General features: G+C 71.7%; 23 protein-coding genes. 13 read left to right on the forward strand and 10 right to left on the reverse strand.

The window, feature by feature from the left end; translation table 11 throughout:
- The first annotated feature begins 116 nt into the window (after positions 1–116).
- Positions 117–905 carry a class I SAM-dependent methyltransferase gene (locus tag IO39_RS45710; protein ID WP_043638865.1) on the forward strand — a complete coding sequence of 263 codons (789 nt, stop codon included), beginning with the start codon at positions 117–119 and terminating at the stop codon, positions 903–905.
- Here IO39_RS45710 and IO39_RS55665 read toward each other — a convergent pair.
- The 4 genes from IO39_RS55665 to IO39_RS45725 all read right to left on the reverse strand — a co-directional run bounded on the left by IO39_RS55665 (position 871) and on the right by IO39_RS45725 (position 4,816).
- Positions 871–1,026: a hypothetical protein gene (locus IO39_RS55665; protein WP_157549869.1), complete on the reverse strand. Its 156-nt coding sequence runs from the start codon at positions 1,024–1,026 to the stop codon at positions 871–873. The genes IO39_RS45710 and IO39_RS55665 overlap by 35 nt on opposite strands.
- 146 nt (positions 1,027–1,172) lie before the next feature.
- Entirely contained in the window at positions 1,173–1,946 is a 774-nt protein-coding gene (locus tag IO39_RS45715; RefSeq protein ID WP_043638866.1) for a sporulation protein, read from the reverse strand.
- Between the two features lie 9 nt (positions 1,947–1,955).
- On the reverse strand, positions 1,956–3,197 hold the full coding sequence (locus IO39_RS45720; protein WP_043638869.1) for an SPFH domain-containing protein: 1,242 nt from the start codon (positions 3,195–3,197) through the stop codon (positions 1,956–1,958).
- Positions 3,197–4,816, reverse strand: coding sequence for an SPFH domain-containing protein (locus IO39_RS45725; protein ID WP_052424213.1), 1,620 nt, complete (start codon positions 4,814–4,816; stop codon positions 3,197–3,199). Before IO39_RS45725 ends, IO39_RS45720 begins: the two co-directional genes overlap by 1 nt.
- Before the next feature lie 339 nt (positions 4,817–5,155).
- Here IO39_RS45725 and IO39_RS45730 point away from each other — a divergent pair, with 339 nt between their 5' ends.
- The 4 genes from IO39_RS45730 to IO39_RS45745 all read left to right on the forward strand — a co-directional run bounded on the left by IO39_RS45730 (position 5,156) and on the right by IO39_RS45745 (position 9,090).
- On the forward strand, positions 5,156–5,389 hold the full coding sequence (locus IO39_RS45730) for a helix-turn-helix transcriptional regulator (RefSeq protein ID WP_043638874.1): 234 nt from the start codon (positions 5,156–5,158) through the stop codon (positions 5,387–5,389).
- Positions 5,390–5,424: 35 nt separating this feature from the next.
- Entirely contained in the window at positions 5,425–7,533 is a 2,109-nt protein-coding gene (gene uvrB / locus IO39_RS45735) for an excinuclease ABC subunit UvrB (RefSeq protein WP_043638876.1), read from the forward strand.
- A 57-nt stretch (positions 7,534–7,590) separates the two neighbouring features.
- Complete coding sequence (locus IO39_RS45740; RefSeq protein WP_052424214.1) at positions 7,591–8,211, forward strand: PepSY domain-containing protein; 621 nt, start codon at positions 7,591–7,593, stop codon at positions 8,209–8,211.
- A gap of 318 nt (positions 8,212–8,529) precedes the next feature.
- Positions 8,530–9,090 carry a hypothetical protein gene (locus tag IO39_RS45745; protein ID WP_084774624.1) on the forward strand — a complete coding sequence of 187 codons (561 nt, stop codon included), beginning with the start codon at positions 8,530–8,532 and terminating at the stop codon, positions 9,088–9,090.
- 155 nt (positions 9,091–9,245) lie between these two features.
- Here IO39_RS45745 and IO39_RS45750 read toward each other — a convergent pair whose 3' ends face one another.
- The gene (locus tag IO39_RS45750; protein ID WP_043638882.1) at positions 9,246–9,872 is read right to left on the reverse strand and encodes a hypothetical protein; all 627 of its coding nucleotides are present in this window, start codon (positions 9,870–9,872) and stop codon (positions 9,246–9,248) included.
- 142 nt (positions 9,873–10,014) lie between these two features.
- Between IO39_RS45750 and IO39_RS45755 the strand changes: the two genes are divergently transcribed.
- On the forward strand, positions 10,015–10,782 hold the full coding sequence (locus IO39_RS45755; RefSeq protein WP_281200380.1) for a glucose 1-dehydrogenase: 768 nt from the start codon (positions 10,015–10,017) through the stop codon (positions 10,780–10,782).
- The gene (locus tag IO39_RS45760) at positions 10,783–11,586 is read left to right on the forward strand and encodes an alpha/beta fold hydrolase (protein WP_043638885.1); all 804 of its coding nucleotides are present in this window, start codon (positions 10,783–10,785) and stop codon (positions 11,584–11,586) included.
- Between the two features lie 316 nt (positions 11,587–11,902).
- On the opposite strand, the gene IO39_RS45765 is transcribed toward IO39_RS45760, so the two are convergent.
- Positions 11,903–12,505 carry a DUF4126 domain-containing protein gene (locus tag IO39_RS45765; protein ID WP_043638887.1) on the reverse strand — a complete coding sequence of 201 codons (603 nt, stop codon included), beginning with the start codon at positions 12,503–12,505 and terminating at the stop codon, positions 11,903–11,905.
- A gap of 84 nt (positions 12,506–12,589) precedes the next feature.
- The gene (locus IO39_RS45770) at positions 12,590–13,495 is read right to left on the reverse strand and encodes a choline kinase family protein (RefSeq protein ID WP_043638889.1); all 906 of its coding nucleotides are present in this window, start codon (positions 13,493–13,495) and stop codon (positions 12,590–12,592) included.
- Positions 13,496–13,564: 69 nt separating this feature from the next.
- On the opposite strand from IO39_RS45770, the gene IO39_RS45775 reads away from it, so the two are divergent.
- Positions 13,565–15,925: a GcvT family protein gene (locus tag IO39_RS45775; RefSeq protein WP_043638892.1), complete on the forward strand. Its 2,361-nt coding sequence runs from the start codon at positions 13,565–13,567 to the stop codon at positions 15,923–15,925.
- A gap of 12 nt (positions 15,926–15,937) precedes the next feature.
- Here IO39_RS45775 and IO39_RS45780 read toward each other — a convergent pair whose 3' ends face one another.
- The 3 genes from IO39_RS45780 to IO39_RS45790 form a co-directional block, all read right to left on the reverse strand.
- On the reverse strand, positions 15,938–16,696 hold the full coding sequence (locus tag IO39_RS45780) for a GntR family transcriptional regulator (protein ID WP_043638896.1): 759 nt from the start codon (positions 16,694–16,696) through the stop codon (positions 15,938–15,940).
- A gap of 131 nt (positions 16,697–16,827) precedes the next feature.
- Positions 16,828–17,955, reverse strand: coding sequence for an NAD(P)H-dependent flavin oxidoreductase (locus tag IO39_RS45785; protein ID WP_043638899.1), 1,128 nt, complete (start codon positions 17,953–17,955; stop codon positions 16,828–16,830).
- A gap of 179 nt (positions 17,956–18,134) precedes the next feature.
- Complete coding sequence (locus tag IO39_RS45790; RefSeq protein WP_342671497.1) at positions 18,135–18,749, reverse strand: acyltransferase; 615 nt, start codon at positions 18,747–18,749, stop codon at positions 18,135–18,137.
- A 140-nt stretch (positions 18,750–18,889) separates the two neighbouring features.
- Between IO39_RS45790 and pyrG the strand changes: the two genes are divergently transcribed.
- The 5 genes from pyrG (at position 18,890) to IO39_RS45815 (ending at position 23,957) form a co-directional block, all read left to right on the forward strand.
- Positions 18,890–20,554 carry a CTP synthase gene (gene pyrG / locus IO39_RS45795; RefSeq protein WP_043638904.1) on the forward strand — a complete coding sequence of 555 codons (1,665 nt, stop codon included), beginning with the start codon at positions 18,890–18,892 and terminating at the stop codon, positions 20,552–20,554.
- Positions 20,551–21,162: an NUDIX domain-containing protein gene (locus tag IO39_RS45800; protein ID WP_043638907.1), complete on the forward strand. Its 612-nt coding sequence runs from the start codon at positions 20,551–20,553 to the stop codon at positions 21,160–21,162. The genes pyrG and IO39_RS45800 overlap by 4 nt, the downstream gene beginning before the upstream one ends.
- Before the next feature lie 15 nt (positions 21,163–21,177).
- Positions 21,178–22,083, forward strand: coding sequence for a site-specific tyrosine recombinase XerD (locus tag IO39_RS45805; protein WP_043638911.1), 906 nt, complete (start codon positions 21,178–21,180; stop codon positions 22,081–22,083).
- 123 nt (positions 22,084–22,206) lie between these two features.
- On the forward strand, positions 22,207–23,142 hold the full coding sequence (locus tag IO39_RS45810) for a ParA family protein (RefSeq protein ID WP_439331512.1): 936 nt from the start codon (positions 22,207–22,209) through the stop codon (positions 23,140–23,142).
- Complete coding sequence (locus tag IO39_RS45815) at positions 23,139–23,957, forward strand: segregation and condensation protein A (RefSeq protein ID WP_043638916.1); 819 nt, start codon at positions 23,139–23,141, stop codon at positions 23,955–23,957. The genes IO39_RS45810 and IO39_RS45815 overlap by 4 nt, the downstream gene beginning before the upstream one ends.
- Positions 23,958–24,187: the final 230 nt, after the last annotated feature.

Genomic DNA, 24,187 nt, shown 5'->3' on the forward strand with positions numbered 1-24,187 from the left:
TGGTAACGACCGCGTCATGCGACTGCCAGCACACGCAAAGGAGCGATCACCTAGCGAAAGATGCCGCCCGATATTCCCTCGCGCCCGGGCCGGGGACGATCGTAGGATCCGGGGGCATGGTCATGGATCCGGCCGTGATGGGCTACTACGAGCGGGGCGGCGAGCTGACCAGGCTGCGGAGCGGCCGCAACCGGCTCGAATACTGGCGCACGCGCGACGTCCTGCGCCGGGTCCTGCCGCCGGCGCCCGCGCGGGTGCTCGACGTGGGCGGCGGCGCGGGCGTGCACGCCGAATGGCTGGCCGCCGAGGGCCACGACGTCGAGCTGATCGACCCCGTGCCGCTGCACGTCGAGCGGGCCGCCGCGCTGCCCGGCGTGCGCGCCCGCCTCGGCGACGCCCGCGACCTGCCGGTCCCCGGCGGGGGCGCCGACGCGGTGCTGCTGCTCGGCCCGCTCTACCACCTGCCCGAGCGGGCCGACCGCGTGCGCGCGCTGGCCGAGGCGCGCCGCGCCGTGCGCCCCGGCGGGCTCGTCGCCGCCGCCCTCATCAGCCGGTACGCCGGCGTGCTCGACAGCGTCTACCACGGCACGTTCCTCGACGCCGGGCAGCGCGCGGCCGACTACCGCTCGGTGGAGACGGGCGTGATGGTCTCCGGCAAGACGGAGAGCGGCTTCCGCGGCTACTTCCACGACCCGGAGGAGATCCTCGGCGAGTTCACCGACGCCGGGCTGCCCGAGCCGCGCCGCTACGGCCTGGAGTGCGCCTTCTGGCTCTACGGCGACGTGGACGACTGGCTTGACGACGAGGGGCGGCGCGAGCTGCTGCTCGACGCCGCCCGCCGCCTGGAGTGCGAGCCCGCGCTGCTGGGGGTCAGCGGCCACCTGCTGGCCGTCTCGCGCGCTTGAGGTCGACGACCTCGTCGCCGCGGCCCGGGTAGACCATGACCAGCAGGTGCTGCGGGGTCCACGCCTCCCAGTCCGGTTCGCGGTAGTGCACCCGCACCCGGTAGTGGCCCTTGCCCGCCACCGCCAGGTTGGGCAGCTCCGGCGCGTCGGACGGGTCGCGCAGCGTGAAGTCGCCGGTGGGGCCTTACCGGGAACGGGAACGGCTCCCGATCATCGCCCGGAGCCGTTCCCGCCGCGGTTTCCCTCCGCGTCAGAGCCTGGCGCGGTTCAGAACCAGCCGCGGTGGCGGGCCATCTGCTCCAGCCCCCGCTGCAGGGCCGCGTCCGCCGCGTTCGGCGGCTCGTCGTAGCGGACGGTGAAACGGTTGTAGGCGTCGTGGCTGGAGCTGAGGAAGCCACCCCGCTTGTCGGCCTCCAGGATGACGTCCATCTGCCGCGGCCCGGCGATGAACGTCAGCTCCAGCTCGTTGAAGTGACGCCGCCACTGCCCGCCCGCGTAGTACTCGATCTCCTGGAAGAACGGCATGGTCGAGCCGTACAGGGTGCCGCGCTCCAGGTCGGCCTTCTTGAACTGGAAGCCCAGCCGGTCGAGCGCGCCGATCACGTGCTCCTGCGCGGGCAGCGGGCTGACGAACAGCGGGTCGAGGTCGCCCTTGTCGAGCGCGCCCGCCAGCGCCAGCTCCGTCTGCACGCCCAGCTTCATCCCGTGCAGCGGGTGCCCGCCGATCGCGCTGATCGGCGTCTCCCACGGCATCGGGATCTCGAACGGGTGCTGGTGCTGGGCGCCCTTCGCGAGCTGGAAGGTCCCGGCCACCTGCTGGCGCAGGAAGCTGTAGCTGGTCTTGTACTCGTTGTCGCCCGACTCGACCTCGACCACGGCCGTCAGATCGATGTGGATGCCCTCGACCTTGTAGTCGGAGTTGCCGCCGCGGAAGTGCACGACGCCGCGCAGCGGCTCGCCCGGGCGGACGCCCGTGTCGGTCAACACCGTGTCGACCTCGACGCCCGCGCCGAAGGCGGCCATCAACTTGCGGAACACCATGGGGTTCTCCTAAACGGAAGGTGTGTGGCCGTTCACTTGGCCTGTTCCCGTGCCCGAGATGCGGGGGAGCAGCTGGGCCAGGAGGAGGGTGGAGAGCGCGGAGTCGGTCTGCCCCTGCTGGGTCCGCACGACCAGGGGCTGGGGGGCGTTCTCCGCCAGTTTGGCGCCCACGTCGAGGCGCCGGCGGGCCAGCTCGTACTGCAGCACGGCCCGGTTGTCGCGGTAGGACTCGGCCAGCCGGCGCAGCGCCTTGGCCTCGTTCTCGGCGGCGGTCAGCTCGGCCCTGCCGCGCGCCTCGATCTCCCACGTCACCCGCTGCGCCTCGGTCTCCTGCTCCTCCAGCATGCGCGCCACGTCCTTGCGCGCCTTGTTGTGGGCGGCCTTGACCTCGACCACGCGGGCGTCACGGGTCTTCTTGGAGCGCTCGATCTCCATCAGCAGCGTGTCGATGCGGCGCTTGCGGGTCAGCTCCCACTCGCGCTCGTAGGCCGACAGCTCCTTGGCGACCTTCTCGCGGGTGGCCAGGTGCTGCTGGTACTGGTCGGGCAGCTGCACGTCGGGGATGTTCGCGCCGGTGATGCGCACGCCGTAGCGGCCGAGCTGGCGGTTGAGCGCGTCCTGCATGTCGCCGACGTCGGAGCCGCGCAGGTCGTAGGCCCGCTCGGTGTTGACCCGGCGGCTGCGCTGCCTGATCGCGTCCTGGACCGCGCTGGAGAGCACCAGGTCGAAGTTGCCCGCGCCGATCGTGCGGACGAACGCGACGGGGTCCACGATGCGGAACTTCAGGAAGAACTCGATCGACTTCAGCGGCACGTTCTCGGCGGTGGGGCAGGCCACGATCGGGGCCGAGTACGGGATCTCGGTGGAGGTGTCGACCACCGCGTCCACCCGGTCCCACGGCAGCCAGAGGTAGTGGCGGCCGGGCGGCAGCGTGCCGGTGATGGCGCCCCAGTGGCTGCGCACGCCGGTGGTGCCCTCCTCGATCTCGATGATGGCCTTGCGCCACATCGTGACCAGCGCCAGGAGCAGGAAGAACAGCGCCGCGAGCGCCGCGACGAGGGTGAGGTCGGTCAGCGCCGCCATGCCGGCGAAGTAGATCGCCAGGAAGACCAGCGTCATCCAGGCGAAGCCGCGCCGGTCCTTGGGGATGACGACGGGCACGAGCTGGCCCTGCTCGCCGCCGCGCAGGAGCTGGCGGATCTCTCCCCAGGAGGCGAGCGACTCCTTGATCTTGGAGAACTCTCTGCTCATCAGACCTCATCCTGCTCGTGGTGCTTGCCGGACGGCAGCAGCCGCTCGACGGTCCTGTCCAGCTCGGAGTCGGGCTCCGGGGTCGCCGGAGGCTGCTCCACGCCCGCGGCGGCCCGTTCGAGCAGCGCCGCGATCTCGGCCTCGCGGCCGCGCACGCGCGCGCCGATCTCGTCGAGCCTGCCGCGGATGGCGGCCATGTCCTCGGCGGAGAACAGCGCCGCGCCCCTGCCGCCCACGAGCTGCTGGGCCAGGGCCAGGAAGTCGATGTCGGTCTCCTCGCCCACCTGCACGACCTGCGGCATCCTGCCGGAGACGGACTCCAGCTTGCCCAGCAGGTCCTGCTGGAAGCGGTAGTCGAGGATCTCGGGCGCCTCGGCGGCCGACAGCGCCCTGATGTCCAGCGCCTGCGCCTCCAGGAGCGCGGCGTTGGCGTTGGCCGTGGACTCGGCCTCGACCAGGCGCTGCCTCGCCTGAGCGGTGGCCTGGTGGGTGGCGCGTTCGAGCGCGGTGTCCATGCGGGCCTGGTAGCCGGCGATCTCGGCCTGGATGGCGCTGAGCGTCTCCTGCAGCCCGGCCAGCTCCTTGATCAGGTCGCCCTCGTTCTGCTCCTTGCGCAGTTGCAGCTCGTACTCGTAGGTGTAGGCCTCCTTGGCCACCCGGACCATCTCGGGGGCGGCCAGGTCCATGCGGTACTCCTGGCTGGACGGCTCGGCGTGGGTGATGTTGACGTCGGTGAGCCGTACGGCGGGCAGGAACTGCTGGTTGAGGCTCTCCAGCATGCCGTGGGTGCTCTCGCCGACCAGGTCGTAGATCTCCTCGGCGCGCTGGGCGTAGATGAGGGAGCGGGTGACCTCGCTGATCGCGTTCTGCAGCTTGGACTGGAACCCGCTGACCGAGCCGAGCACGAAGATGAACTCCGCCGGGTTCTCGATCCTGAACTGCAGGAACAGGTCCACGCTGGCCTTGACGCCCTGCTGGGTCGGGGCCTCGCTGATCGGCGCGTTGAACGGGTACTCGCGGGTGGTGTTGACGATGTAGCTGACCCGCTTCCACGGGTTGAACAGCGTCACCCGGCCCGGGTCCGCGATGTGCACCAGCTTGCCGAACTGGGTGATGAGCGCCTTGCAGCCCTCGGGCACCATCACCACGCTGCGCCGCCACCACAGGAACACGGCGGCCAGCACCAGCACCACCCAGTAGTGCGGGCCGAAGACCACCTCGGCGCTCGGCACGATGTTGCCGAGCGCGCCGATGAGGCCGAGCGCCACGAGGATGCCCAGCGGCACGATCACCTTGGCGGTGCTGCCCTTGGGGATCACCACGGGCGAGATGACGTGCATGCCGTTCTCGGCGAAGCTGCGGTTGACGATCTCGCCGGCCTCGTTCAGCGATGCCGTCTTGGCCTCGATGAGGGTGCCGACGGACGCGCCGCCGTCGCGGGCGGCCGCGAAGTCGCCCGCGTTCAGCCTGAAGCCGGGGGCCTGGCCCGCGAGCTGACCGGCCTGGCCCATGGCCTGCCCCACGGCCTGGCCCATCGCCTGTCGTACGTCACCCCCTTGCGCCACCGCTTGGGCTATGCCCTGACCTGCCTGGATCAGTGCCTCTCTGGGTCGTGACATCGAACCTTCCTTTTCCGCTACAGGCGATTCCGACCGTATCGGGTGCGACTTACTGTTCGCTTGCAATGTGGTGTCATATGTCTATTGCGTCCCGTATTAGATATGCTATGAATGTAGTGGTTCTACTACAGGACGGATGAGAGAGCTTGGCAGCGGCGCGGAGCTCGGGAGGAACGCCGCCGCCGCCGCGGCGGCCGGGCCGCGGAGACGGTCGCGCTGCTCGCGTGGGCCGGTGGCCGGGCCGTGCCGGCGGCTCCCGATCCTGCGCCGGACGGCCCGCTGATGGAGATGCGCCGTCAGCGGGGTGCTCCGGCGCGTCGGCTGAGAAGATACGCGGCGATGAGTGAGACCGTCTACAACCGCATCGCGCTGCTGCGCGCAGAGCGGAACGTGACCCGCAGGCAGCTTTCGGACGCCCTCGGGGTGCACTATCAGACCATCGGCTATCTCGAACGCGGCGAATACAGCCCCAGCCTCCACCTGGCGCTGCGCATCGCCGAATACTTCGAGGTGCCGGTCGAGGTGGTCTTCTCCACCACGCCGTTCCCGCGCATAGGCGAGCGTCCGGCCTGACCGATTCTGTCGGTCGGGCCGCCTACATTGGGAGCATGCGACCGGTCACTGATTTGCAGCGGAAGGTGGCGCCCTTCGAGGTCGTCACCGAGATGACTCCATCGGGCGACCAGCCGACGGCCATCGCCGAGCTGGAGCGCCGCGTCAAGGCCGGGGAGAAGGACAGCGTCCTGCTGGGCGCCACCGGCACCGGCAAGACGGCCACGATCGCCTGGCTGATCGAGCGCCTGCAGCGGCCCGCCCTGGTCATGCAGCCCAACAAGACGCTCGCCGCGCAGTTCGCCAACGAGCTGCGCGAGATGCTGCCCAACAACGCGGTCGAATACTTCGTCTCTTACTACGACTACTACCAGCCGGAGGCCTACGTCCCGCAGAGCGACACCTACATCGAGAAGGACTCCTCGATCAACGACGAGGTCGAGCGGCTGCGCCATTCGGCGACCAACTCGCTGCTCACCCGCCGCGACACGATCGTGGTGGCCTCGGTGTCGTGCATCTACGGCCTGGGCACCCCGCAGGAATACGTCGACCGCATGACCCGCCTGCGCGTCGGCATGGACATCGACCGCGACCAGCTCCTGCGCCGCCTGGTCGACATGCAGTACACCCGCAACGACGTGGCCTTCACCCGGGGCACGTTCCGGGTGCGCGGCGACACCATCGAGATCATCCCGAAATACGAAGAGCTCGCCGTGCGCATCGAGATGTTCGGCGACGAGATCGAGAAGCTCTCGACCATGCACCCGCTCACCGGCGAGGTCATCACCGAGGACGAAGAGCTCTACATCTTCCCCGCCTCCCACTACGTCGCCGGCGAGGAGCGCATGGCCACGGCGGTGGCGGGCATCGAGGCGGAGCTGGCCGACCGGCTGGCCGAGCTGGAGCGGCAGGGCAAGCTGCTGGAGGCGCAGCGGCTGCGCATGCGCACCACCTACGACATCGAGATGATGCGCCAGATCGGCACCTGCTCCGGCATCGAGAACTACTCGCGCCACATGGACGGCCGCCCCGCGGGCAGCGCGCCCAACACGCTGCTCGACTACTTCCCCGAAGACTTCCTGCTGGTGCTCGACGAGTCCCACCAGACCGTGCCGCAGATCGGCGCGATGTACGAAGGCGACGCCTCCCGCAAGCGCACCCTGGTCGAGCACGGCTTCCGGCTGCCGTCGGCGCTCGACAACCGGCCGCTGAAGTGGGAGGAGTTCCTGGAGCGCATCGGCCAGACCGTCTACCTGTCGGCCACGCCCGGCCCCTACGAGCTGGGGCGGGTCAAGGGCGACGTGGTCGAGCAGGTCATCCGCCCGACCGGCCTGGTCGACCCCGAGATCGTGGTCAAGCCCACCAAGGGGCAGATCGACGACCTGGTCCACGAGATCCGCGAGCGGGCCGACCGCGACGAGCGCGTCCTGGTCACCACGCTGACCAAGAAGATGGCCGAAGACCTCACCGACTACCTGCTGGAGCTGGGCATCCGGGTCCGCTACCTGCACAGCGAGGTCGACACCCTGCGCCGCATCGAGCTGCTGCGCGAGCTGCGCACGGGCGAGTTCGACGTGCTGGTCGGCATCAACCTGCTGCGCGAGGGCCTCGACCTGCCCGAGGTGTCGCTGGTGGCCATCCTCGACGCCGACAAGGAGGGCTTCCTGCGCTCGGAGACCTCGCTGATCCAGACCATCGGCCGCGCGGCCCGAAACGTCTCGGGCCAGGTGCACATGTACGCCGACAAGGTCACCCCGTCGATGGAGCGGGCGATCGACGAGACCAACCGGCGCCGGGCCAAGCAGATCGCCTACAACGAGGCCAACGGCATCGACCCGCAGCCGCTGCGCAAGAAGATCGCCGACATCCTCGACTCGCTGACCCGCGAGGACGCCGACACCCAGCAGCTCATGGGCGCCGGCCGGCAGCAGTCGCGGGGCAAGGCGCCGGTGCCCGGCTTCGCCGCCCGCCAGGCCGGCCAGCACGCCAAGGCCATCGCGGGCGAGATGCCGCGCGCCCAGATGGAGTCCCTCATCGAGTCGCTGACCGAGCAGATGCACCAGTCGGCGGCCGATCTGCAGTTCGAGGTGGCCGCCCGGCTGCGCGACGAGATCAAGGAGCTCAAGCGCGAGCTGCGCGACATGCGCGAGGCGGGGGTTCAATAGTCGCTATGCCTTCTGACCTGGGCGAATGCTCCTCCTTCTGGTGGGCAGCGTCCAGGTATGAACAAGACGATCGTCGGTGCCCTGGTCGGCGCGACCGTGCTCGCGGGCGGCTGCGGCACCATGCTGCGTGAGGCCGAGCGGCTGGCCGTCCAGTCCTCGCCCACCATCGGCACGCCCACGGCCACCCTGCCCGGCAGCCCGACGGACTCCCCGCCCGGCGGCGCCACCGGCACCCCGGGCAGGCCCGGGGCCGGCGACCTGAAGCAGGCCGCCCAGGCCGCGCTGGCCGCCGTGCCCGGCTCGACCCTCATCTCGATCGAGACCGAGGAGGGCGGCACGCGGTGGGAGGTCCAGGTCGTCGGGAAAGACGGCACCGAGCACCAGATGGACGTCGAGGCGGGCAAGGTCGTGACCGGCCCCACCACCGAGGAGGAGGACGCCGCGGACAAGACCAAGCACCGCGAGCGCGTCGCGGCGGCCAAGCTCGACTACGCCAAGGCCGCCGACGCCATCGCCGCGGCGGTGCCGGAGGGCCGCGTCACGGAGCTGAACCTCGACACCGAGCAGGGCAAGACCGTGTGGGAGGCCGACGTGGTCACGCCTGACGGGACCAAGCACGAGGTCGCGGTCGACGCCGCCACGGGCGCCGTCACCCGCAACAACGCCACCACCTCCTGACCCGCCCACCCGCACGAAGCCGCGCCATGCGGCCATCGGGCCCCGGCCCGCCCGACCAACGTCAGCGTCGGGCGTGCGGTCCGGTGGCCGCACGGCCGGTCACGGGCCCGGTCGGCGGGCCGCACGGTCGGCCAAGGGCCGGCCGCTGGTCGGGGCTGCGGCTGCCGGTCGGGGTGCGGGGCCGGCGGTTGCCGCGCGGGACCCTCGCGGGGCCCTCGAGGGGCCCCGGCCTCCGGGCCGTTGGCCGGGGCGCCTGGGGGGTGGGGCGGGTGGATATCGTGGTGCACCGGGGCGGAGTGTCCTTGTACGGTGCGGGGCATGCGACGCTGCCCGGAATGCGGTCACTGGGAGCCCGCGGGCGCGCCCGGGTGCGCGCGGTGCGCCCGGCTGGTGGACGAGATCGTCGAGGAGGGCTGGCGGGCCTATGTCGCGCGCGAGTTCGGCGTCCTCGGCCCCGAGGAGGAGCGCCAGGTCGCCGAGATGGTCGTCGACGAGCCCGACCGGCATCTCTGGCGCGTGGTGGACGCCGCGTACGACCGCCTGACCTGCCCGGAGTGCGGCGGCAGGCTCAGCAGGGGCCCGGCCGGCTGCGGCCCCTGTGACCTGGCCAACGGCTTCCGCTACGTCGCGGTGGAGATCGACCGGCCCGCCGTGCCGCCGGGCAACGAGCACGCGCTGCGGGTGAACGTGTCGGTGGCCCGCCGCCCGTCCGGGATCTCCGCCTCGGAGGTGTTCCTGCGCTGCCAGTCGCTGCCCCTCCTGATCGAGGGCCGCCTCCCGACGGGCGCCCAGGCCCGCGCCATCAAGGCCCTGGCGAACAGCGGCGCCACGGAACAGGAGCTGATCACGCACATGCACCGCGACTGGGGCGCCGGCTGAGCCACCTCACGCCCCGCCGGGAGGGCCGGGACTGAGCCACCTCACGCCCCGCCGGGAGGGCCGGGACTGAGCCACTCCGGCCAGGCGGTGCCCATGGAAGCGCCCTCCTCGACGGACTTCGCGTGACGCGTTCGTGGTGTCACGTGCGGGGGCCGTCAGGGGTGGTCTTTGCGTTCTTCCACCGTGCGGCGTTCTTCCATCGTGCGGCGGTAGAGCTCGTCGATCTGGTCGAGGGGGTCGACGGGGGCCTGGCGGCGGGCCTCGATCTCCAGGTCGGTGCGGGAGCTGAGGTCGGCGATGCCGGTGGCGGTGTGCTGCACCTGGTCGCCGAGGAGGTCGGCGCGGATGCGGGCGCACATGGCCGTCAGCTTGGCCTGGTGCTCCCGCAGGCGGCCGAGCGTGGCGTGGTCGACGTACGGGGACACGCGGCGCTGCTGGGCGTACATGCCGAGCTGGGAGTCGTGCACGTCGGCCTGGGCCGTGAGGTCGGCCAGCAGGTGCGGCAGGTCTCCCAGGCCCCAGCCCTGGCGCTGGGCCTGCTCGACGGCCTGGCGGGTGAGGGAGACCTCGCGGCGCAGGTCGAGCCGGAGGCGCTCGACCTCGGCGGCGTCGCCCGTGCCCATGGCGTTGACGTGCGTGGAGAGCCGGACGGTGGCCTCCTTGGCCTTCACCGCGGCCTTCTTGCCCAGCTTGACCAGCAGATAGATGCCGATGCCGCCCAGCAACAGCAGGAACGCCAGGATCACCAGCACGATGACCAGGAACTCGCCGATGTTCGCCACCCCCTGTTGGTGTTGGTGACTTGAAGGATAGTCGGCCGGAGCGGTGCCGGCGCGCCCGCGCCGCCCAAGCAAACTCTTGATCGGATCCGGGCGTTGTGTTTCAGTTCACATGATTCCAGAACCACCAGGAAAGGCATATGCCGTGCTGGATGGCAAGGTTGTGATCATCACGGGCGGCGCCAGGGGCATGGGGGCGGCCACCGGCCGGCGCTGCGCGGCGGCCGGCGCGCGGGTCGTGCTCACCGACGTGCTGGTGGACGAGGGTACGGCCACCGCCAAGGACCTGGGCGCCCGCTTCATCGCGCACGACGTGACGAGCCAGGACGCCTGGGCGACGGTGGTCGCCGAGACCCTGGAGGCGTACGGGCGCATCGACGGCCTGGTCAACAACGCCGGCGTCGCCACCATGCTGAGGATCGAGGATCAGCCGCTGGAGGAGTTCCAGCGGGTGCTCCAGGTGAACCTGGTCGGCACCTTCCTCGGGCTCAAGGCCGTGGTCGGGCCCATGCGTGAGGCCGGCGGCGGCGCGATCGTCAACCTGTCGTCGGTCGCCGGGCTGTTCGCCCTGCCCATGACGGGCGGCTACGGGGCGTCCAAGTGGGGGGTGCGCGGGCTGACGAAGATCGCGGCGGTGGAGTTCGGGCGCGACCGCATCCGGGTGAACTCCGTGCACCCCGGCATGATCGTCACCCCGATGACGCAGTCGCTCGGAGCGGTGTCGGGTGAGGGCACGTTCGGGCTGGCGCCGATCGGGCGGTGGGGCGAGGCCGAGGAGGTCGCGGAGGCGGTGGCGTTCCTGCTGTCCGACGCCGCCTCGTACGTCAACGGCGCCGAGCTGGCCATCGACGGCGGCTGGACCGCGGGGGAGGGCTCCCTGCTGCCCCCGCCCCGGATACCCGAGGAGGCGTAGATGCCGTACGCGGAGGCCGGGGAGGGCGTCCGGCTCTTCTACACCGACGACGGCACGGAGCGCGGCCACCTGCCGCCGCTGCTGCTCGTCCACGGCTGGGGGACCGACTCCCACCAGTGGTCGTGGCACATCGACGCGCTCGCCGCCGCCCACCGCGTGATCGCCGTGGACCTGCGCGGCCACGGCTACTCCTCGGTCCCCGAGACCGGCAACACGCCGCGCATGATGGCCGAGGACCTGCACCTGCTGCTCGGCCGCCTGGGCATCCCCCAGGTGGTGGCCATCGGGCACTCCATGGGCGGGCAGGTGGTGTCCATCCTCGCGGTCGAGCATCCCGCGCGCGTACGGGCGCTGGCCGCCCTCGACCCCGGCTACGGCATGGCGGCCGAGATCGCGCGCGGCTTCCCCCGGATGATCGAGGGGCTGCGGGGCGAGCGCCCGCACGAGGTCGCCGAGCGGATCGACGAGTGGTGCACGAACGCCGCCACCCCCGCCCTCATCAGGCGCTGGCACAAACGCCGGCTGTACGGCATGCCGCCGCACGTCCTCGCCGAGGCGTTCGAGGCCATGTTCGTCGGCCGGGACGCCATCGGCGTGCGGCCGGCCAGCGACGACTACCTGGCCCGCAGGCGGTGCCCGGTGTTGTCGATCTGGGCCGACCCCGGGCGGGCGGCCTGGGAGGCGGGGCTGCTCAAGGACCCGGCGTCCGTGGTCGTGTGCTGGGAGGGGGCGAGCCACCGGCTGCACGAGGAACGGCCGGAGGAGTTCGTCCAGGTGCTGGAGGGCTGGCTGCGCAAGCTGTGAGGACGGCTGCGCAAGCTCTGCGAGAGGTGGTCACGCGACTGCGAGGGTTGCTGCGCGAGCAGTGAGGACGGCTGCGCGAGCAGTGAGGACGGCTGCGCAAGCTGTGCCAGAGGTGGTCGCGCGACTGCGAGGGTTGCTGCGCGAGCAGTGAGGGCGGTGGCGAGGGGCCCGGCGGCGAGGGATCGCCGCCGGGCGCCGGCCGTGTGAGCGTGCCAGGGTCGGGGGCCACGGGTGACGCTCACAGGCCCGTTCGCCACGGGCTCCACGGTACGCACGGAGCCCGGGGCCGCGGATCAGCCCGGAGGCGGAGCCCGGGTCAGCCTGGCGGGTGATTCCCGGCCCGCCTGCGGGCGCGGAAGCGGCGTACCCGCCTGATCAGCCACCACGCCACCACCGCCAGCAGCGGCAGCACGACGATCACCAGGACGGGCAGGAAGACGGCGACCAGGCTCATCCCGAGCGACCCGGCGTCCTCGGCCGTGCTCACGACCGGCGCGCCCACCCCGGCCGTGCCCGCGTTGATCACCGGGCGGGCGGCGGCCTTGAGCGCGTGCACGGCCAGCGCCACCACGATCCCCAGCAGCCACCCGGCCCACGGGTGCTCGGCCATCCACGCCGAGCTCTCGAACTCGGCGGCGGCGCTGGTGGCGGAGAAGACCACGCCGCCGGAGGCCGGGCGCACCACGGTCTGGATCACGTCGTTGACGGTGTCGACGGCGGGCACCTTGTCCAGCACCACCTCGGCGGCCAGCAGCACCGCGAGCACCGCCAGCACGCCCCAGTTCGACAGCCAGGAGTAGCCGTCGGGCAGCCGGACGGCGTCGGTGAGGTTGGCGAGCACGCCGACGACCAGGAGCGGGATGTAGGCGTTGAGCCCGGCGGCCGTGGACAGGCCCAGACCGGTCAGTGCGGCGAGCATGCCCTCAGTCTGCCCGCCGTCCCCGCCCCGTGCGGCCCGCCCGCGCCCCCGCCCTGATCGGCCCGCCTGCTCATGCCGCCCCGGTCAGTCCGGCCGGGCGGCCTCGTCCATGAGGGAGGCCAGGGCGGGGCCGGTGAACTCGGCCACCGCCCGCTCGTACTTCTCCATGCCCCACGACCAGAAGTCGAAGTCGATGGTCTCGTTGGCGCCGTCCTGGATGGAGGCCCAGAGCGTCCAGCCGTACTTGGACATGAGGCCGAGCAGCCGCGCGCGGGCGATCTTGTGGCGGAGCGGGCGGCCGTAGTACGCGGTGACCAGCGCCTCCAGGTGCTCCAGCGGCAGGTCCGACTCGCTCCAGATGTTGCCCAGCTCGAAACAGGCGTCGTTGTTGCCCGCGTACTCGTAGTCGATCAGCCACAGGCGCCGGCCGTCGTCGAGGATGTTGCCGGGCAGCAGGTCGTTGTTGCACGGAACGGTCCCCTCGGCCCTGACGGCCAGGCATTCCCGGAGCCGGGGCAGGACGGGCATGAAGTCGAGGTAGCGGGGCGGCAGCCGGTAGCCCCGCTCGCGCACGATCTCCAGATAGCGCCGCTGCACCTCGAACATGTCGAAGTCCCGGACGAACCGCGGCCCGCGGTGCAGCCGCCGGCACGCCTCCGCCACGCGCGGCAGGTTCGCCGGATCGTGCAGGTCGTCCCGCGTGAACGTGCGGCCGGGCAGGAACCCCACCACCAGCACCCCGAGCCCCGGCAGGTAGGCGTGCACCGGCGCGCCGACCCCGGCGCGGGCCGCCGCGATCGTGTTCGCGTGCTCGGCGTCCCTGTCGATGTCCAGCAGCGCCCCGTTGCCGGCCCACACCCGCACCACGTACGCGCCCGCGGGCGTGGTGACCTTGTAGTTGTGGTTGGTGAGCCCGCCGGGCAGCTCCTCGACGGAGCGGGGCACGCCGGACAGCAGGGGGATGCGATCGAGGACCTCGGGCGCGGCCATGCTCGATGCTAGCTCCGCCGCCCTAAACGGTCTAGACCTTTAACGGCGCGCCGGGTTAGCCTCGCGACCATGAGCGACTCGGCCCGGATCGTGATCATCGGCGGCGGGGTGGGCGGCGCGTCCGTCGCCTACCACCTCACCCGGCTCGGTGAGCGCGACGTCGTCCTGCTGGAGCGGGACGAGCTGACCAGCGGCTCCACCTTCCACTCCGCCGGGCTCGTCGGGCAGCTGCGCGCCGACCCCACCCTGACCCGCATGAACCAGTACTCCGTCGAGCTCTACCGCACCCTCGACGCCGGGTGGACCGAGTGCGGCGGCATCAAGCTGGCCACCACGCCCGAGCGGATGGTGGAGATCCGCCGCCAGATCGGCTGGGCGCGCACGTTCGGGCTGCCGCTGGAGGAGATCTCCGTGGCCGAGGCCGTCGAGCTGTTCCCGCTGATGAACCCCGAGGGGGTGATCGGGGCGGCGTACCTGCCGACCGACGGCCAGATCGACCCCTCCCAGCTCTGCTACGCGCTGGCCACCCGCGCCCGCGAGGGCGGTGCGACGCTGCGCACCCGCACCCGCGTGCTCGGCGTCAGGGTCGCACGCGGCCGCGTCACCGGCGTGCGCACCGACCAGGGCGACATCGACTGCGAGATCGTGGTCAACTGCGGCGGCATGTTCGCCGCCGAGATCGGCCGCATGGCCGGCGTGCGCATCCCGATCGTGCCCATGTCGCACCAGTACGTCGTCACCGACGCCTTCCACGACCACGCCGGCCTGCCCACGCTGCGCGACCCCGACCTGCTCGTCTACTACCGCCAGGAGGTGCGGGGCCTGGTCATGGGCGGGTACGAGCGCACCTGCGCCCCCTGGACGGCCGCTGCCGACGCCTTCGACGCCGTCCCGCCCGACTTCAACGGCCGCCTGCTCCCCGAGGACTGGCCCAGGTTCGCGGAGATCTCCGAGAACTCGCTGGTGCGCGTGCCCGCGCTGACCGACGTGGGCATCCGCAAGATGATCAATGGGCCCGAGGCGTTCACCCCGGACAACGAGTTCTGCCTGGGGGAGACGGAGGTGGCCGGGTTCTTCGTGGCGGCCGGGTTCTGCGCCCACGGCATCGCCGGCGCGGGCGGCATCGGCAAGGTCATGGCCGAGTGGATCGTCGAGGGCGAGCCCGGCATGGACCTGTGGCACATGGACATCCGCCGGTTCGGACGGCAGTACCGCTCGCCGTCGTACACGATCAAGCGGGCCGTCGAGAACTACGAGACGTACTACGACATCCGCTACCCCGGCCACGAACGCTCGGCCGGGCGGCCCCTGCGGGTCTCGCCCGCCTACGGCTGGCACGCCGGCCATGGGGCCGTCTTCGGGGAGAAGTCCGGCTGGGAGCGGGTCAACTACTACGCCTCCAACGAGCTCCCCGGCGAGGACGAGCGGCCGGACGGGTGGGCGGGCCGGCTGTGGTCGTCCGCGATCGGGGCCGAGCACCGGGCCACGCGCGAGGCCGCCGGGCTGTTCGACGAGAGCTCGTTCGCCAAGATCGAGGTCACCGGGCCGGGCGCCGCCGAGCTGCTGGAGTGGGTGTGCGACAACCGGGTGGCCCGCGACCTCGGTGCGGTCACCTACACCCAGGCGCTCAACCGGCGCGGCGGCATCGAGTGCGACTTCACCGTGACCCGGCGCGGCGAGGAGGAGTTCCTCATCGTCACCGGGACCGCGTTCGGCTCCCACGACCTCGGCTGGCTGCGCAAGCAGGCCGCCGCGACCGGATCGACGGCCAGGATCGCCGACGTGACCGGCCAGTACGCCTGCTTCGCCCTGTGGGGGCCGCGCGCCCGCGACCTGCTGTCCGGGCTGACACCCGACCCGCTGGACTTCCCGTTCATGTCCGCGCGCGAGCTCACCGTCGGCGACGTGCCGGTGCTGGCGCTGCGGGTGACGTTCGTCGGGGAGCACGGGTGGGAGCTGTACTGCTCCAGCGAGTACGGCCTGGCCCTGTGGCAGACGCTGTGGCGGGCGGGGGAGCCGTGGGGGCTGGTGACCGGCGGCTACCGCGCCATCGACAGCCTGCGGCTGGAGAAGGGCTACCGGGTGTGGGGCGCCGACATCGGGCCCGAGACGACGCCGTACGAGGCCGGGCTCGGCTTCTGCGTCAAGACCGACAAGGACTTCCTCGGCAAGGACGCCCTCGACCCGGCGCCCCGGCGCAGGCTGCGCTGCCTGACGCTGGCCGACCCCCGCGCGGTCGCGCTCGGCAACGAGCCGGTGCGCCTCGACGGGAAGGTGGTGGCCAGGGTCACCTCGGGCGGCTACGGCTACACCGCCCGCGAGTCCATCGCCTACGCCTACCTGGAGGCGGAGCCGGGGGCGCGGGTGGAGGTCGAGGTCGAGGGCAGGTGGGTGCCGGGGGCCGTGGTCAAGAGCCCTCTGGTGCCCTGACACCGCCCGAGGTCACCGGGCGGGGCCGCTGCGCACCGAGATGCGGACCCGGTCGGGGCGGAACAGGTCGAGGGCGTACTCCACGGGCGTGCCGTCCGCGGCGTACGCGGTGCGCTCGATCAGCATGAGCGGCGTGCCGGGCGCGATGCCCAGCTCCGCGGCCTCGGCCGGCTGGGCGATCACCGGGTCGAGGTGCTCGACCGCGGTGCGCGGCTCCAGGGCGTACCGGGTGGCCAGGAGGTCGTACAGGGAACCGGTGAGATCCTCGTCGAGCAGGCCCGGCAGGAGCGGGAAGTAGGAGCGCTCCAGCACCACCGGCGACCGGCCCGCCGAGCGCACCCGCGCCACCTCGTGCACCGGCGCGCCCGCCGCGACGCCGAGCGCCACAGCCGCGGCGGCGGGCGCGGGCACCGTGGCGGCCGTCAGGATCCGCGCCCCGGCCCGCAGGTGGGCGCGGCGCATCTGCTCGGTGAACCCGGCCAGCCCCGTCAGGTCGCACTCGATCCGCGGCTCGGCCGGCGGCTCGGCGACGAACGCGCCGCCCGACCGGCCCGGCACCCGCAGCAGCACCCCGTCGCGTTCCAGGGTGGCCAGCGCCTGCCTGAGCGTCATCCGGCTCACGCCGAGCCGCCCGGCCAGCTCCCGCTCGCCGGGCAGCCGGTCGCCCGGCGCCAGCTCGCCGCCGGCGATCGAGGCGAGCAGCCAGCGCTCGATCTGCACGTGCGCGGGAACGCCGGTGCCGCGCTCCAGCTCAGGCGGTTTCCCGACCACAGGCGCAGGTTACCGCCTGAACGCGGCCATTCCGACAGCCGGTACGCACCCGGCCGCCTCCGCGACGACCGCCACCACTTCCGCGACCGTCCGCCCCTTCGCGAGGACCGTGACCACTCCCGCGACGGCCGTCAGCGGTCCGAGAGGCGGCGCAGGCGTTCGACCGCCTCGCCGAACTCGCCGAGCAGGTCGTGGACCACGTCCTTGGCGGGCCTGACCCGGTCGAGCTGGCCCACGACCTGCCCGACGTAGTAGGTGAGCAGCTCCAGCGCCCCCGGCTCGCCCTTCTCCGCCGCCGCCCCGATGCGCGCCATCGCGCCCTCGGCCACCAGCATCTGCAGCGGCATCCCCAGCGGCCCCGGGCTCTCCTGGCCGGAGTCCCACTCCTCGGTCCAGGCCGACTTGAGCTGCCTGGCGGGCTTGCCCGTACGGGAGCGGGACCTGACCGTGTCCAGCGACGAGGCCGCCAGCAGCTTGCGCCTGATCGCGGGCGAGGTCTCGGCCTCCTCGGTCGTCAGCCAGATCGAGCCGCACCACACGCCCTGGGCCCCGAGCGCCATGGCGGCCGCCATCTGCCGCCCGGACGCGATGCCGCCCGCCGCCAGCACGGGGACGGGCGCGACCGCGTCCACGACCTGCGGCACCAGCACCATCGTGGAGACCTCGCCGGTGTGCCCGCCCGCCTCCGTGCCCTGCGCCACGATGAGGTCCGCGCCCGCCGCCACCTGCCTGCGGGCGTGCTCGACGGTGCCGACCAGCGCGGCCACCGGCACGCCGGCCTCCCTGGCCGCGGTCACCATCTCGGGCGGCGGCGGGCCCAGCGCGCTGGCGATCAGCCCGATGCGGTGCTTGAGCGCCACCTCGATCAGCCCCGTCGCCCCGCTCGCCGTCATCCGCCTGCCGAACTCGTCGGCCGTCGCCGTCAACGGCCTGCCGGTGGCGCTGACGCCGTACTTGGACAGCAGGTGGGTGACGAAGTCCCGGTGCCGGTCGGGCACGGACTCCATGAGGTGCATGCGCCGGTCGAGGACGGAGTCGTCCACCTTGCCCGGCACGAGCACGTCCACGCCGTACGGCCGGCCGGCCACCTGCTCGTCCAGCCGGGTCAGCTCCGTGTCGAGCTGCTGCGGCGTGTACGCGACCGCGCCCAGCACCCCGAACCCGCCCGCGTTCGTGACGGCGGCCACCACGTCGCGGCAGTGGCTGAAGGCGAACAACGGGATCTCGATCCCCAAACGCTGACATATGGCGGTCCGCATGCAATGACGCTAACCGTCAGAACCTTGTTCGGTCCATCCCTGCCCATCGCCGGCCTCGAAAGGAGGCGGCGGGCCGCTCAGGGGGCGCGGGGGACGGTCAGGGGGGCGGGGAGGTTCGGGGGAGCGGGGAGGTTCGGGGGAGCGGGGAGGCTCGGGGGAGCGGGGAGGCGGCGGGCGGCTCAGGAGAGCGTGTCCAGGGCGACCGGGGTGTGCCAGCCGCGCCCGGGCGTGTAGCCGCGTACCCGCTTGGCCGGGACCCCCGCCACCACGCTGTGGTCGGGGAACTCCCCGCGCACCACCGCGCCGCCCGCCACCACGCACTGCCGGCCCAGCGTGGTGCCGGGCAGGATGATCGCGCCGGCGCCCAGCCACGAGCCCGACCCGATCGAGACCGGGCTGTTGCGCGGCCACTGCCTGCCGATGGGGATGTCCGGGTCGTCGTAGACGTGGTTCTGGTCGGTGATGTAGACGTACGGGCCGGTGAAGACGTCGTCGCCGATGTCGATCGACTGGTGGGCGACGATGTGGCTGCCCCGGCCGATCGAGCAGCCGGCGCCGATGCGCAGGATCGAGCCGGGGCCGAGGTCCGGCCCCGGCACCATGCCGCACGAGATCGACACCCGCTCCCCGATGAGCGTGTGGTCGCCGATCTCGATCCACGGCTCCCCGAAGATCGCGCCGGGAGGGAAGGCGATGCTGGCGCCGTCGCCGAAACGGCGGAATCGATAACCGGCGGGGCTGGCCGGAGTGATCGCGCCGGCGTGGCGGATCGCCGTGTAGGCACGGTGAATCAACGTGCCAAATGCCCGCCGAACTACTGACATAGGGACCAAAGTTACCGCTAGGTCATGCCGTTCAGGCATGTGAGGGGCGTTGTTTGATATCCTGAGAGCCCGTGGACACTTCGACCACACCTCGAGCCACGGGAGCCCCTTTGCGCAGCGCATCGCAAACCAAGCATCTGTTCGTCACCGGCGGTGTCGCCTCCAGTCTCGGCAAGGGGCTCACGGCATCCAGCCTCGGTCGCCTGCTCAAAGGGCGCGGCCTCAGGGTCACCATGCAGAAGCTCGACCCTTACCTCAACGTCGACCCCGGCACGATGAACCCGTTCCAGCACGGAGAGGTCTTCGTCACCGACGACGGCGCCGAGACCGACCTCGACGTCGGCCACTACGAGCGCTTCCTCGACACCGACCTGCACGGCTCGGCCAACGTCACCACCGGCCAGGTCTACTCCAACGTCATCGCCAAGGAGCGGCGGGGCGAATACCTGGGCGACACCGTCCAGGTCATCCCGCACATCACCAACGAGATCAAGGACCGGATCCGCGGGATGGCCGGCCCCGACGTGGACGTCGTCATCACCGAGGTCGGCGGCACGGTCGGCGACATCGAGTCGCTGCCGTTCCTGGAGGCCGTGCGGCAGATCCGGCACGAGGTCGGGCGCGACAACGTGTTCTTCCTGCACGTCTCGCTGCTGCCGTACATCGGGCCCTCCGGCGAGCTGAAGACCAAGCCCACCCAGCACAGCGTCTCGGCGCTGCGCAGCATCGGCATCCAGCCCGACGCGATCGTGCTGCGCTCCGACCGGCCGGTGCAGACCGCCATCAAGCGCAAGATCAGCCTCATGTGCGACGTCGACGAGGACGCCGTCGTCTCCGCCGTCGACGCCGCCTCGATCTACGACATCCCCAAGGTGCTGCACTCCGAGGGCCTCGACGCCTACGTCGTGCGCCGCCTCGGCCTGCCCTTCCGCGACGTGGACTGGAAGGAGTGGGAGCAGCTCCTGCGCCGCGTGCACCGGCCGGCCAAGGAGGTCACGATCGCGCTGGTCGGCAAGTACATCGACCTGCCCGACGCCTACCTGTCGGTCACCGAGGCGCTGCGCGCCGGCGGGTTCGCCAACGACGCCCGCGTCAACATCCGCTGGGTCAAGAGCGACGACTGCGAGACCCCCGAGGGCGCCGAGCGCGAGCTCGACGGCGTGGACGGCGTGCTCATCCCCGGCGGCTTCGGCGTGCGCGGCATCGAGGGCAAGATCGGCGCCATCCGCCACGCCCGCGAGAACAAGATCCCGCTGCTCGGCATCTGCCTCGGCATGCAGGGCATGGTCATCGAGGCCGCCCGCAACCTGGCCGGCATCGAGGACGCCAACTCCGCCGAGTTCGACCCCGACACCAAGCACCCCGTCATCTCCACCATGGCCGACCAGGAGGACGTCGTCGCCGGCGAGCGCGACATGGGCGGCACCATGCGCCTGGGCAGCTACACCGCCAAGCTCGGCGAGAACACCCTGGCCCGCCGGCTCTACGGCGGCAAGGCCAAGGCCGACGAGCGCCACCGTCACCGCTACGAGGTCAACAACGCCTACCGCGACAAGCTGGAGAAAGTCGGCCTGGTCTTCTCGGGCCTGTCGCCCGACGGCCGCCTGGTCGAGTACACCGAGCTGCCCATCGACGTGCACCCGTTCTTCATCGGCACCCAGGCCCACCCCGAGTTCCGCTCCCGGCCCACCCGGGCCAACCCGATGTTCAAGGGGCTCGTCAACGCGGCCCTGGTCTACGCCGACAGCCGCGTGGCCGCGAAGGTGGGCCCGTGAGGATCGAGGACACGCCCGAGGCGTGGGAGGTCGTCGGCACGAAGCACCGGTTCAAGGGTCACGTCATCGAGGTGGTGACCGACACCGTCGCGATGCCGCGTGACGAGGTCGCCGAGCGCGACTACGTCGTCCACCCGGGAGCCGTCGCGGTGGTCGCCCTCGACGAGCAGGACCGCGTCCTGATGATCAGGCAGTACCGCCACCCCACCCGCCACCTGATGTGGGAGCTGCCCGCCGGGATCCGCGACGTGGCGGGCGAACCGCTGGCCGCCACCGCCGCGCGCGAGCTGGCCGAGGAGGCCGGATACCGGGCCGACACCTGGTACACCCTGCTCGACCTGCGCTCCTCGCCCGGCATGACCGACGAGCGCGTCCGCGTGTTCCTCGCGCGCGGCCTGAGCAAGATCCCCGACGAGGAGAACGGCTTCGAGCACCGGCACGAGGAGATCGACATGCCGGTCGAATGGGTCCCTCTGGCCGACGCGGTCGAGAAGGCACTCATGGGAATGATCCACAATTCCTCGACCGTGGCCGGTATCCTCGCCGCATATGCGGCTTCGGTCGAGGGGCACGCCCTGCTGCGCCCGGCCGACGCCCCGGAGGCGTGAGGGAAGGACCAGTTCGTGGAGGCAGTGCTCTCCAGCTACCTCGCCCACCTGGCGGTGGAACGGGGCCTGGCTGCCAACACGCTCGCGTCCTACCGCCGTGACCTGCGCCGATACTTCGAGCACCTCCAGGCACGCGGGCGCCTGGAGCTCGACCAGGTGGGGGAGGCCGACGTGCTGGCCTTCCTCGCCGCGCTGCGCGAGGGCGACGGCGAGCATCCCGCCCTCGTGGCCAGCTCCGCGGCCCGCGCCGTCTCAGCCGTGCGCGGGCTGCACCGTTTCGCGCTGCGCGAAGGCGTCACGGCCCACGACCCCGCCCACCAGGTGCGCCCGCCCCGCCAGCTCCGCAGGCTGCCCAAGGCCATCGGGGTGGCCGAGGTCGAGCGCCTCATCGCCGCCTCCGGTCCCGACGGCGCCCCCCTCACCCTGCGCAACCGCGCCCTCCTGGAGGTCCTGTACGGCACCGGCGCCCGCATCTCCGAGGCCGTCGGCCTGGCCGTGGACGACCTGGAGGACGACCATGTGCGGCTGCGCGGCAAGGGCAACCGCACCCGCGTCGTGCCCCTGGGGCGCTACGCGCGCTCCGCGCTGGACGCCTACCTCGTACGAGCCCGTCCCGGGCTGCTCTCCCACGGACGCGGCACCCCCGCCGTCTTCCTCAACGCCCGCGGCGGGCGGCTGACCAGGCAGGGCGCCTGGGAGGTGCTGCAGGCCGCCGCCGAACGCGCCGGACTCGACGGGATAAGCCCCCACGTACTCCGGCATTCCTTCGCAACTCACCTTTTGGACGGCGGCGCTGACGTTAGGGTGGTACAGGAGTTGCTCGGGCACGCCTCCGTGACGACCACTCAGGTCTACACGCTGGTCACGGTCGACAAACTCCGCGAGGTCTACGCCGCGGCGCATCCACGCGCCCGGCAGTGATCTATAGTCTTTTGGGACGTGCGCCGACCACGGCGTGCCGCCTTGCAGCGTTAAGTGGTGACGCCATAGTGTCCGTCCGGACGGTCCGGTTCGGGATCGTCAGGGAGGTTCGAGCTGGTGACTGTGGAGACCAAGGGTTCGACCCCGGGGACCCCCGACAACCCCTGGGGTGACACGAAGACCAACGCGCCTTCCAACGGCGTCAACCTGGGCCCGACGCAGCGGCCCCGGCCGGTGTTCCCGGAGCCGGTGCCCCCCGCCGTGCACGGTCCGGCGCGCGTGGTCGCGATGGTCAACCAGAAGGGTGGCGTCGGCAAGACCACGACCACCATCAACCTGGGGGCCGCGCTCGTCGAATACGGCCTCAAGGTGCTGCTGGTCGACTTCGACCCGCAGGGGGCGCTCTCCGTCGGCCTGGGCATCAACCCGCTCCAGCTCGACCTGACCGTCTACAACCTGCTCATGGAGCGCGGCGTCACCGCCGAGGAAGTGCTGCTCCAGACCGGCGTCGAGGGTCTCGACCTGCTGCCCAGCAACATCGACCTGTCCGCGGCCGAGGTGCAGCTCGTCACCGAGGTCGCCCGCGAGCAGGTGCTCGGCCGCGTCATCAAGCCGCTGCTGCCGCACTACGACGTCTGCCTCATCGACTGCCAGCCGTCGCTGGGCCTGCTCACCATCAACGCGCTGACCTGCGCCCACGGCGTCATGGTGCCGCTGGAGTGCGAGTTCTTCGCGCTGCGCGGCGTGGCGCTGCTCATGGACACCATCTCCAAGGTCCAGGAGCGGCTCAACGAGGAGCTCGAGATCGAGGGCCTGCTCGCCACCATGTACGACGCGCGCACCCTGCACGGCCGCGAGGTGCTGGCCCGCGTGGTGGAGGCGTTCGGCGACAAGGTCTTCCACACGGTGATCAACCGCACCGTGCGCTTCCCCGACGCGACGGTGGCCGGCGAGCCCATCACCACGTTCGACCCGTCGTCCCTGGGCGCCAACGCCTACCGTGAGCTGGCCCGCGAAGTGCTCTCGCGCTGGCCGGCGCCTGCGACAATGGCCAGGTGACCGCAGAGCAGACCGAGCCCCAGGGCTTCCAGGTCCACCTGGACGTCTTCGAGGGGCCCTTCGACCTGCTCCTCGGCCTCATCGCCAAGCACAAGCTCGACATCACCGAGGTCTCGCTCTCCCAGGTCACCGACGAGTTCATCGCCTACATCAAGTCGCGGGGGCCCGAGTGGGACCTCGACCAGACCAGCCACTTCCTGCTGGTCGCGGCCACCCTGCTCGACCTGAAGGCGGCCCGGCTGCTGCCCACGGGCGAGGTGGAGGACGAAGAGGACCTGGCGCTGCTGGAGGCCAGGGACCTGCTGTTCGCGCGGCTGCTGCAGTACAAAGCGTACAAAGAGGTGGCCAAGGTCTTCGCCGGGCGGATGGCGGAGGAGGCGCTGCGCTTTCCCCGTACCGTGCCGATGGAGGAGCAGTTCGCCAACCTCCTGCCCGAGCTCATCCTCGGCATCGGGCCCGAGCAGCTCGCCCGCATCGCCGCCAGGGCCTTCACCCCGAAACTGCCTCCCACCGTCAACGTGGGGCACATCTACCAGCCGCTGGCCAGCGTCAAGGAGCAGGCGGCCATCCTGGTCATGCACCTGCGCCGGCTGCGGCGCGCCACCTTCCGCGCGCTGGTGGCCGACTGCGAGGGGACCTTCGAGGTCATCGCCCGGTTCCTGGCCGTGCTGGAGCTGTTCAGGGAGTCCGCGGTGACCTTCGAGCAGATCGAGCCGCTGGGAGACCTCCACGTGACCTGGACGGGCTCCGACGACGGCGACGTCGCGGTGGGGGACGACTACGAGGAATCCGCGGAGAAACCATCCCATGACTGACGACAACCCGTTGCCCAACCCCCGGCGCTCGCCCGACTCGGAGCCGCCGCTGCCCACCTGGATGACCCTCCCCGGTTCCCTCGCCCAGCGCGGCGCCCCACCGGCGGAAGCCGAGCCGGCCCCGCCCGCCGACCCCGACGCCCTCCCGCCTTCGCCCCCGGACACCGAGGAGCTCCCCGAGCCGCCCCCGGCCGACACGCGGTCCCAGGACGCGGAGCTTGAGGACGCCG

It is taken from the genome of Nonomuraea candida, assembly GCF_000725485.1.
Classification (GTDB): domain Bacteria; phylum Actinomycetota; class Actinomycetes; order Streptosporangiales; family Streptosporangiaceae; genus Nonomuraea; species Nonomuraea candida.

Excerpts from the sequence above, each read along its gene's own strand:
- IO39_RS45725 (WP_052424213.1), bottom strand. The coding sequence starts at position 4,816 with ATGTCACGACCCAGAGAGGCACTGATCCAGGCAGGTCAGGGCATAGCC.
- IO39_RS45710 (WP_043638865.1), top strand. The coding sequence starts at position 117 with ATGGTCATGGATCCGGCCGTGATGGGCTACTACGAGCGGGGCGGCGAG.
- IO39_RS45775 (WP_043638892.1), top strand. The coding sequence starts at position 13,565 with ATGAGCGACTCGGCCCGGATCGTGATCATCGGCGGCGGGGTGGGCGGC.
- uvrB (WP_043638876.1), top strand. The coding sequence starts at position 5,425 with ATGCGACCGGTCACTGATTTGCAGCGGAAGGTGGCGCCCTTCGAGGTC.
- IO39_RS45715 (WP_043638866.1), bottom strand. The coding sequence starts at position 1,946 with ATGGTGTTCCGCAAGTTGATGGCCGCCTTCGGCGCGGGCGTCGAGGTC.
- IO39_RS45745 (WP_084774624.1), top strand. The coding sequence starts at position 8,530 with ATGCGACGCTGCCCGGAATGCGGTCACTGGGAGCCCGCGGGCGCGCCC.
- IO39_RS45765 (WP_043638887.1), bottom strand. The coding sequence starts at position 12,505 with ATGCTCGCCGCACTGACCGGTCTGGGCCTGTCCACGGCCGCCGGGCTC.
- IO39_RS45720 (WP_043638869.1), bottom strand. The coding sequence starts at position 3,197 with ATGAGCAGAGAGTTCTCCAAGATCAAGGAGTCGCTCGCCTCCTGGGGA.
- IO39_RS45740 (WP_052424214.1), top strand. The coding sequence starts at position 7,591 with ATGAACAAGACGATCGTCGGTGCCCTGGTCGGCGCGACCGTGCTCGCG.
- IO39_RS45785 (WP_043638899.1), bottom strand. The coding sequence starts at position 17,955 with ATGCGGACCGCCATATGTCAGCGTTTGGGGATCGAGATCCCGTTGTTC.
- IO39_RS45760 (WP_043638885.1), top strand. The coding sequence starts at position 10,783 with ATGCCGTACGCGGAGGCCGGGGAGGGCGTCCGGCTCTTCTACACCGAC.
- IO39_RS45770 (WP_043638889.1), bottom strand. The coding sequence starts at position 13,495 with ATGGCCGCGCCCGAGGTCCTCGATCGCATCCCCCTGCTGTCCGGCGTG.
- IO39_RS45730 (WP_043638874.1), top strand. The coding sequence starts at position 5,156 with ATGAGTGAGACCGTCTACAACCGCATCGCGCTGCTGCGCGCAGAGCGG.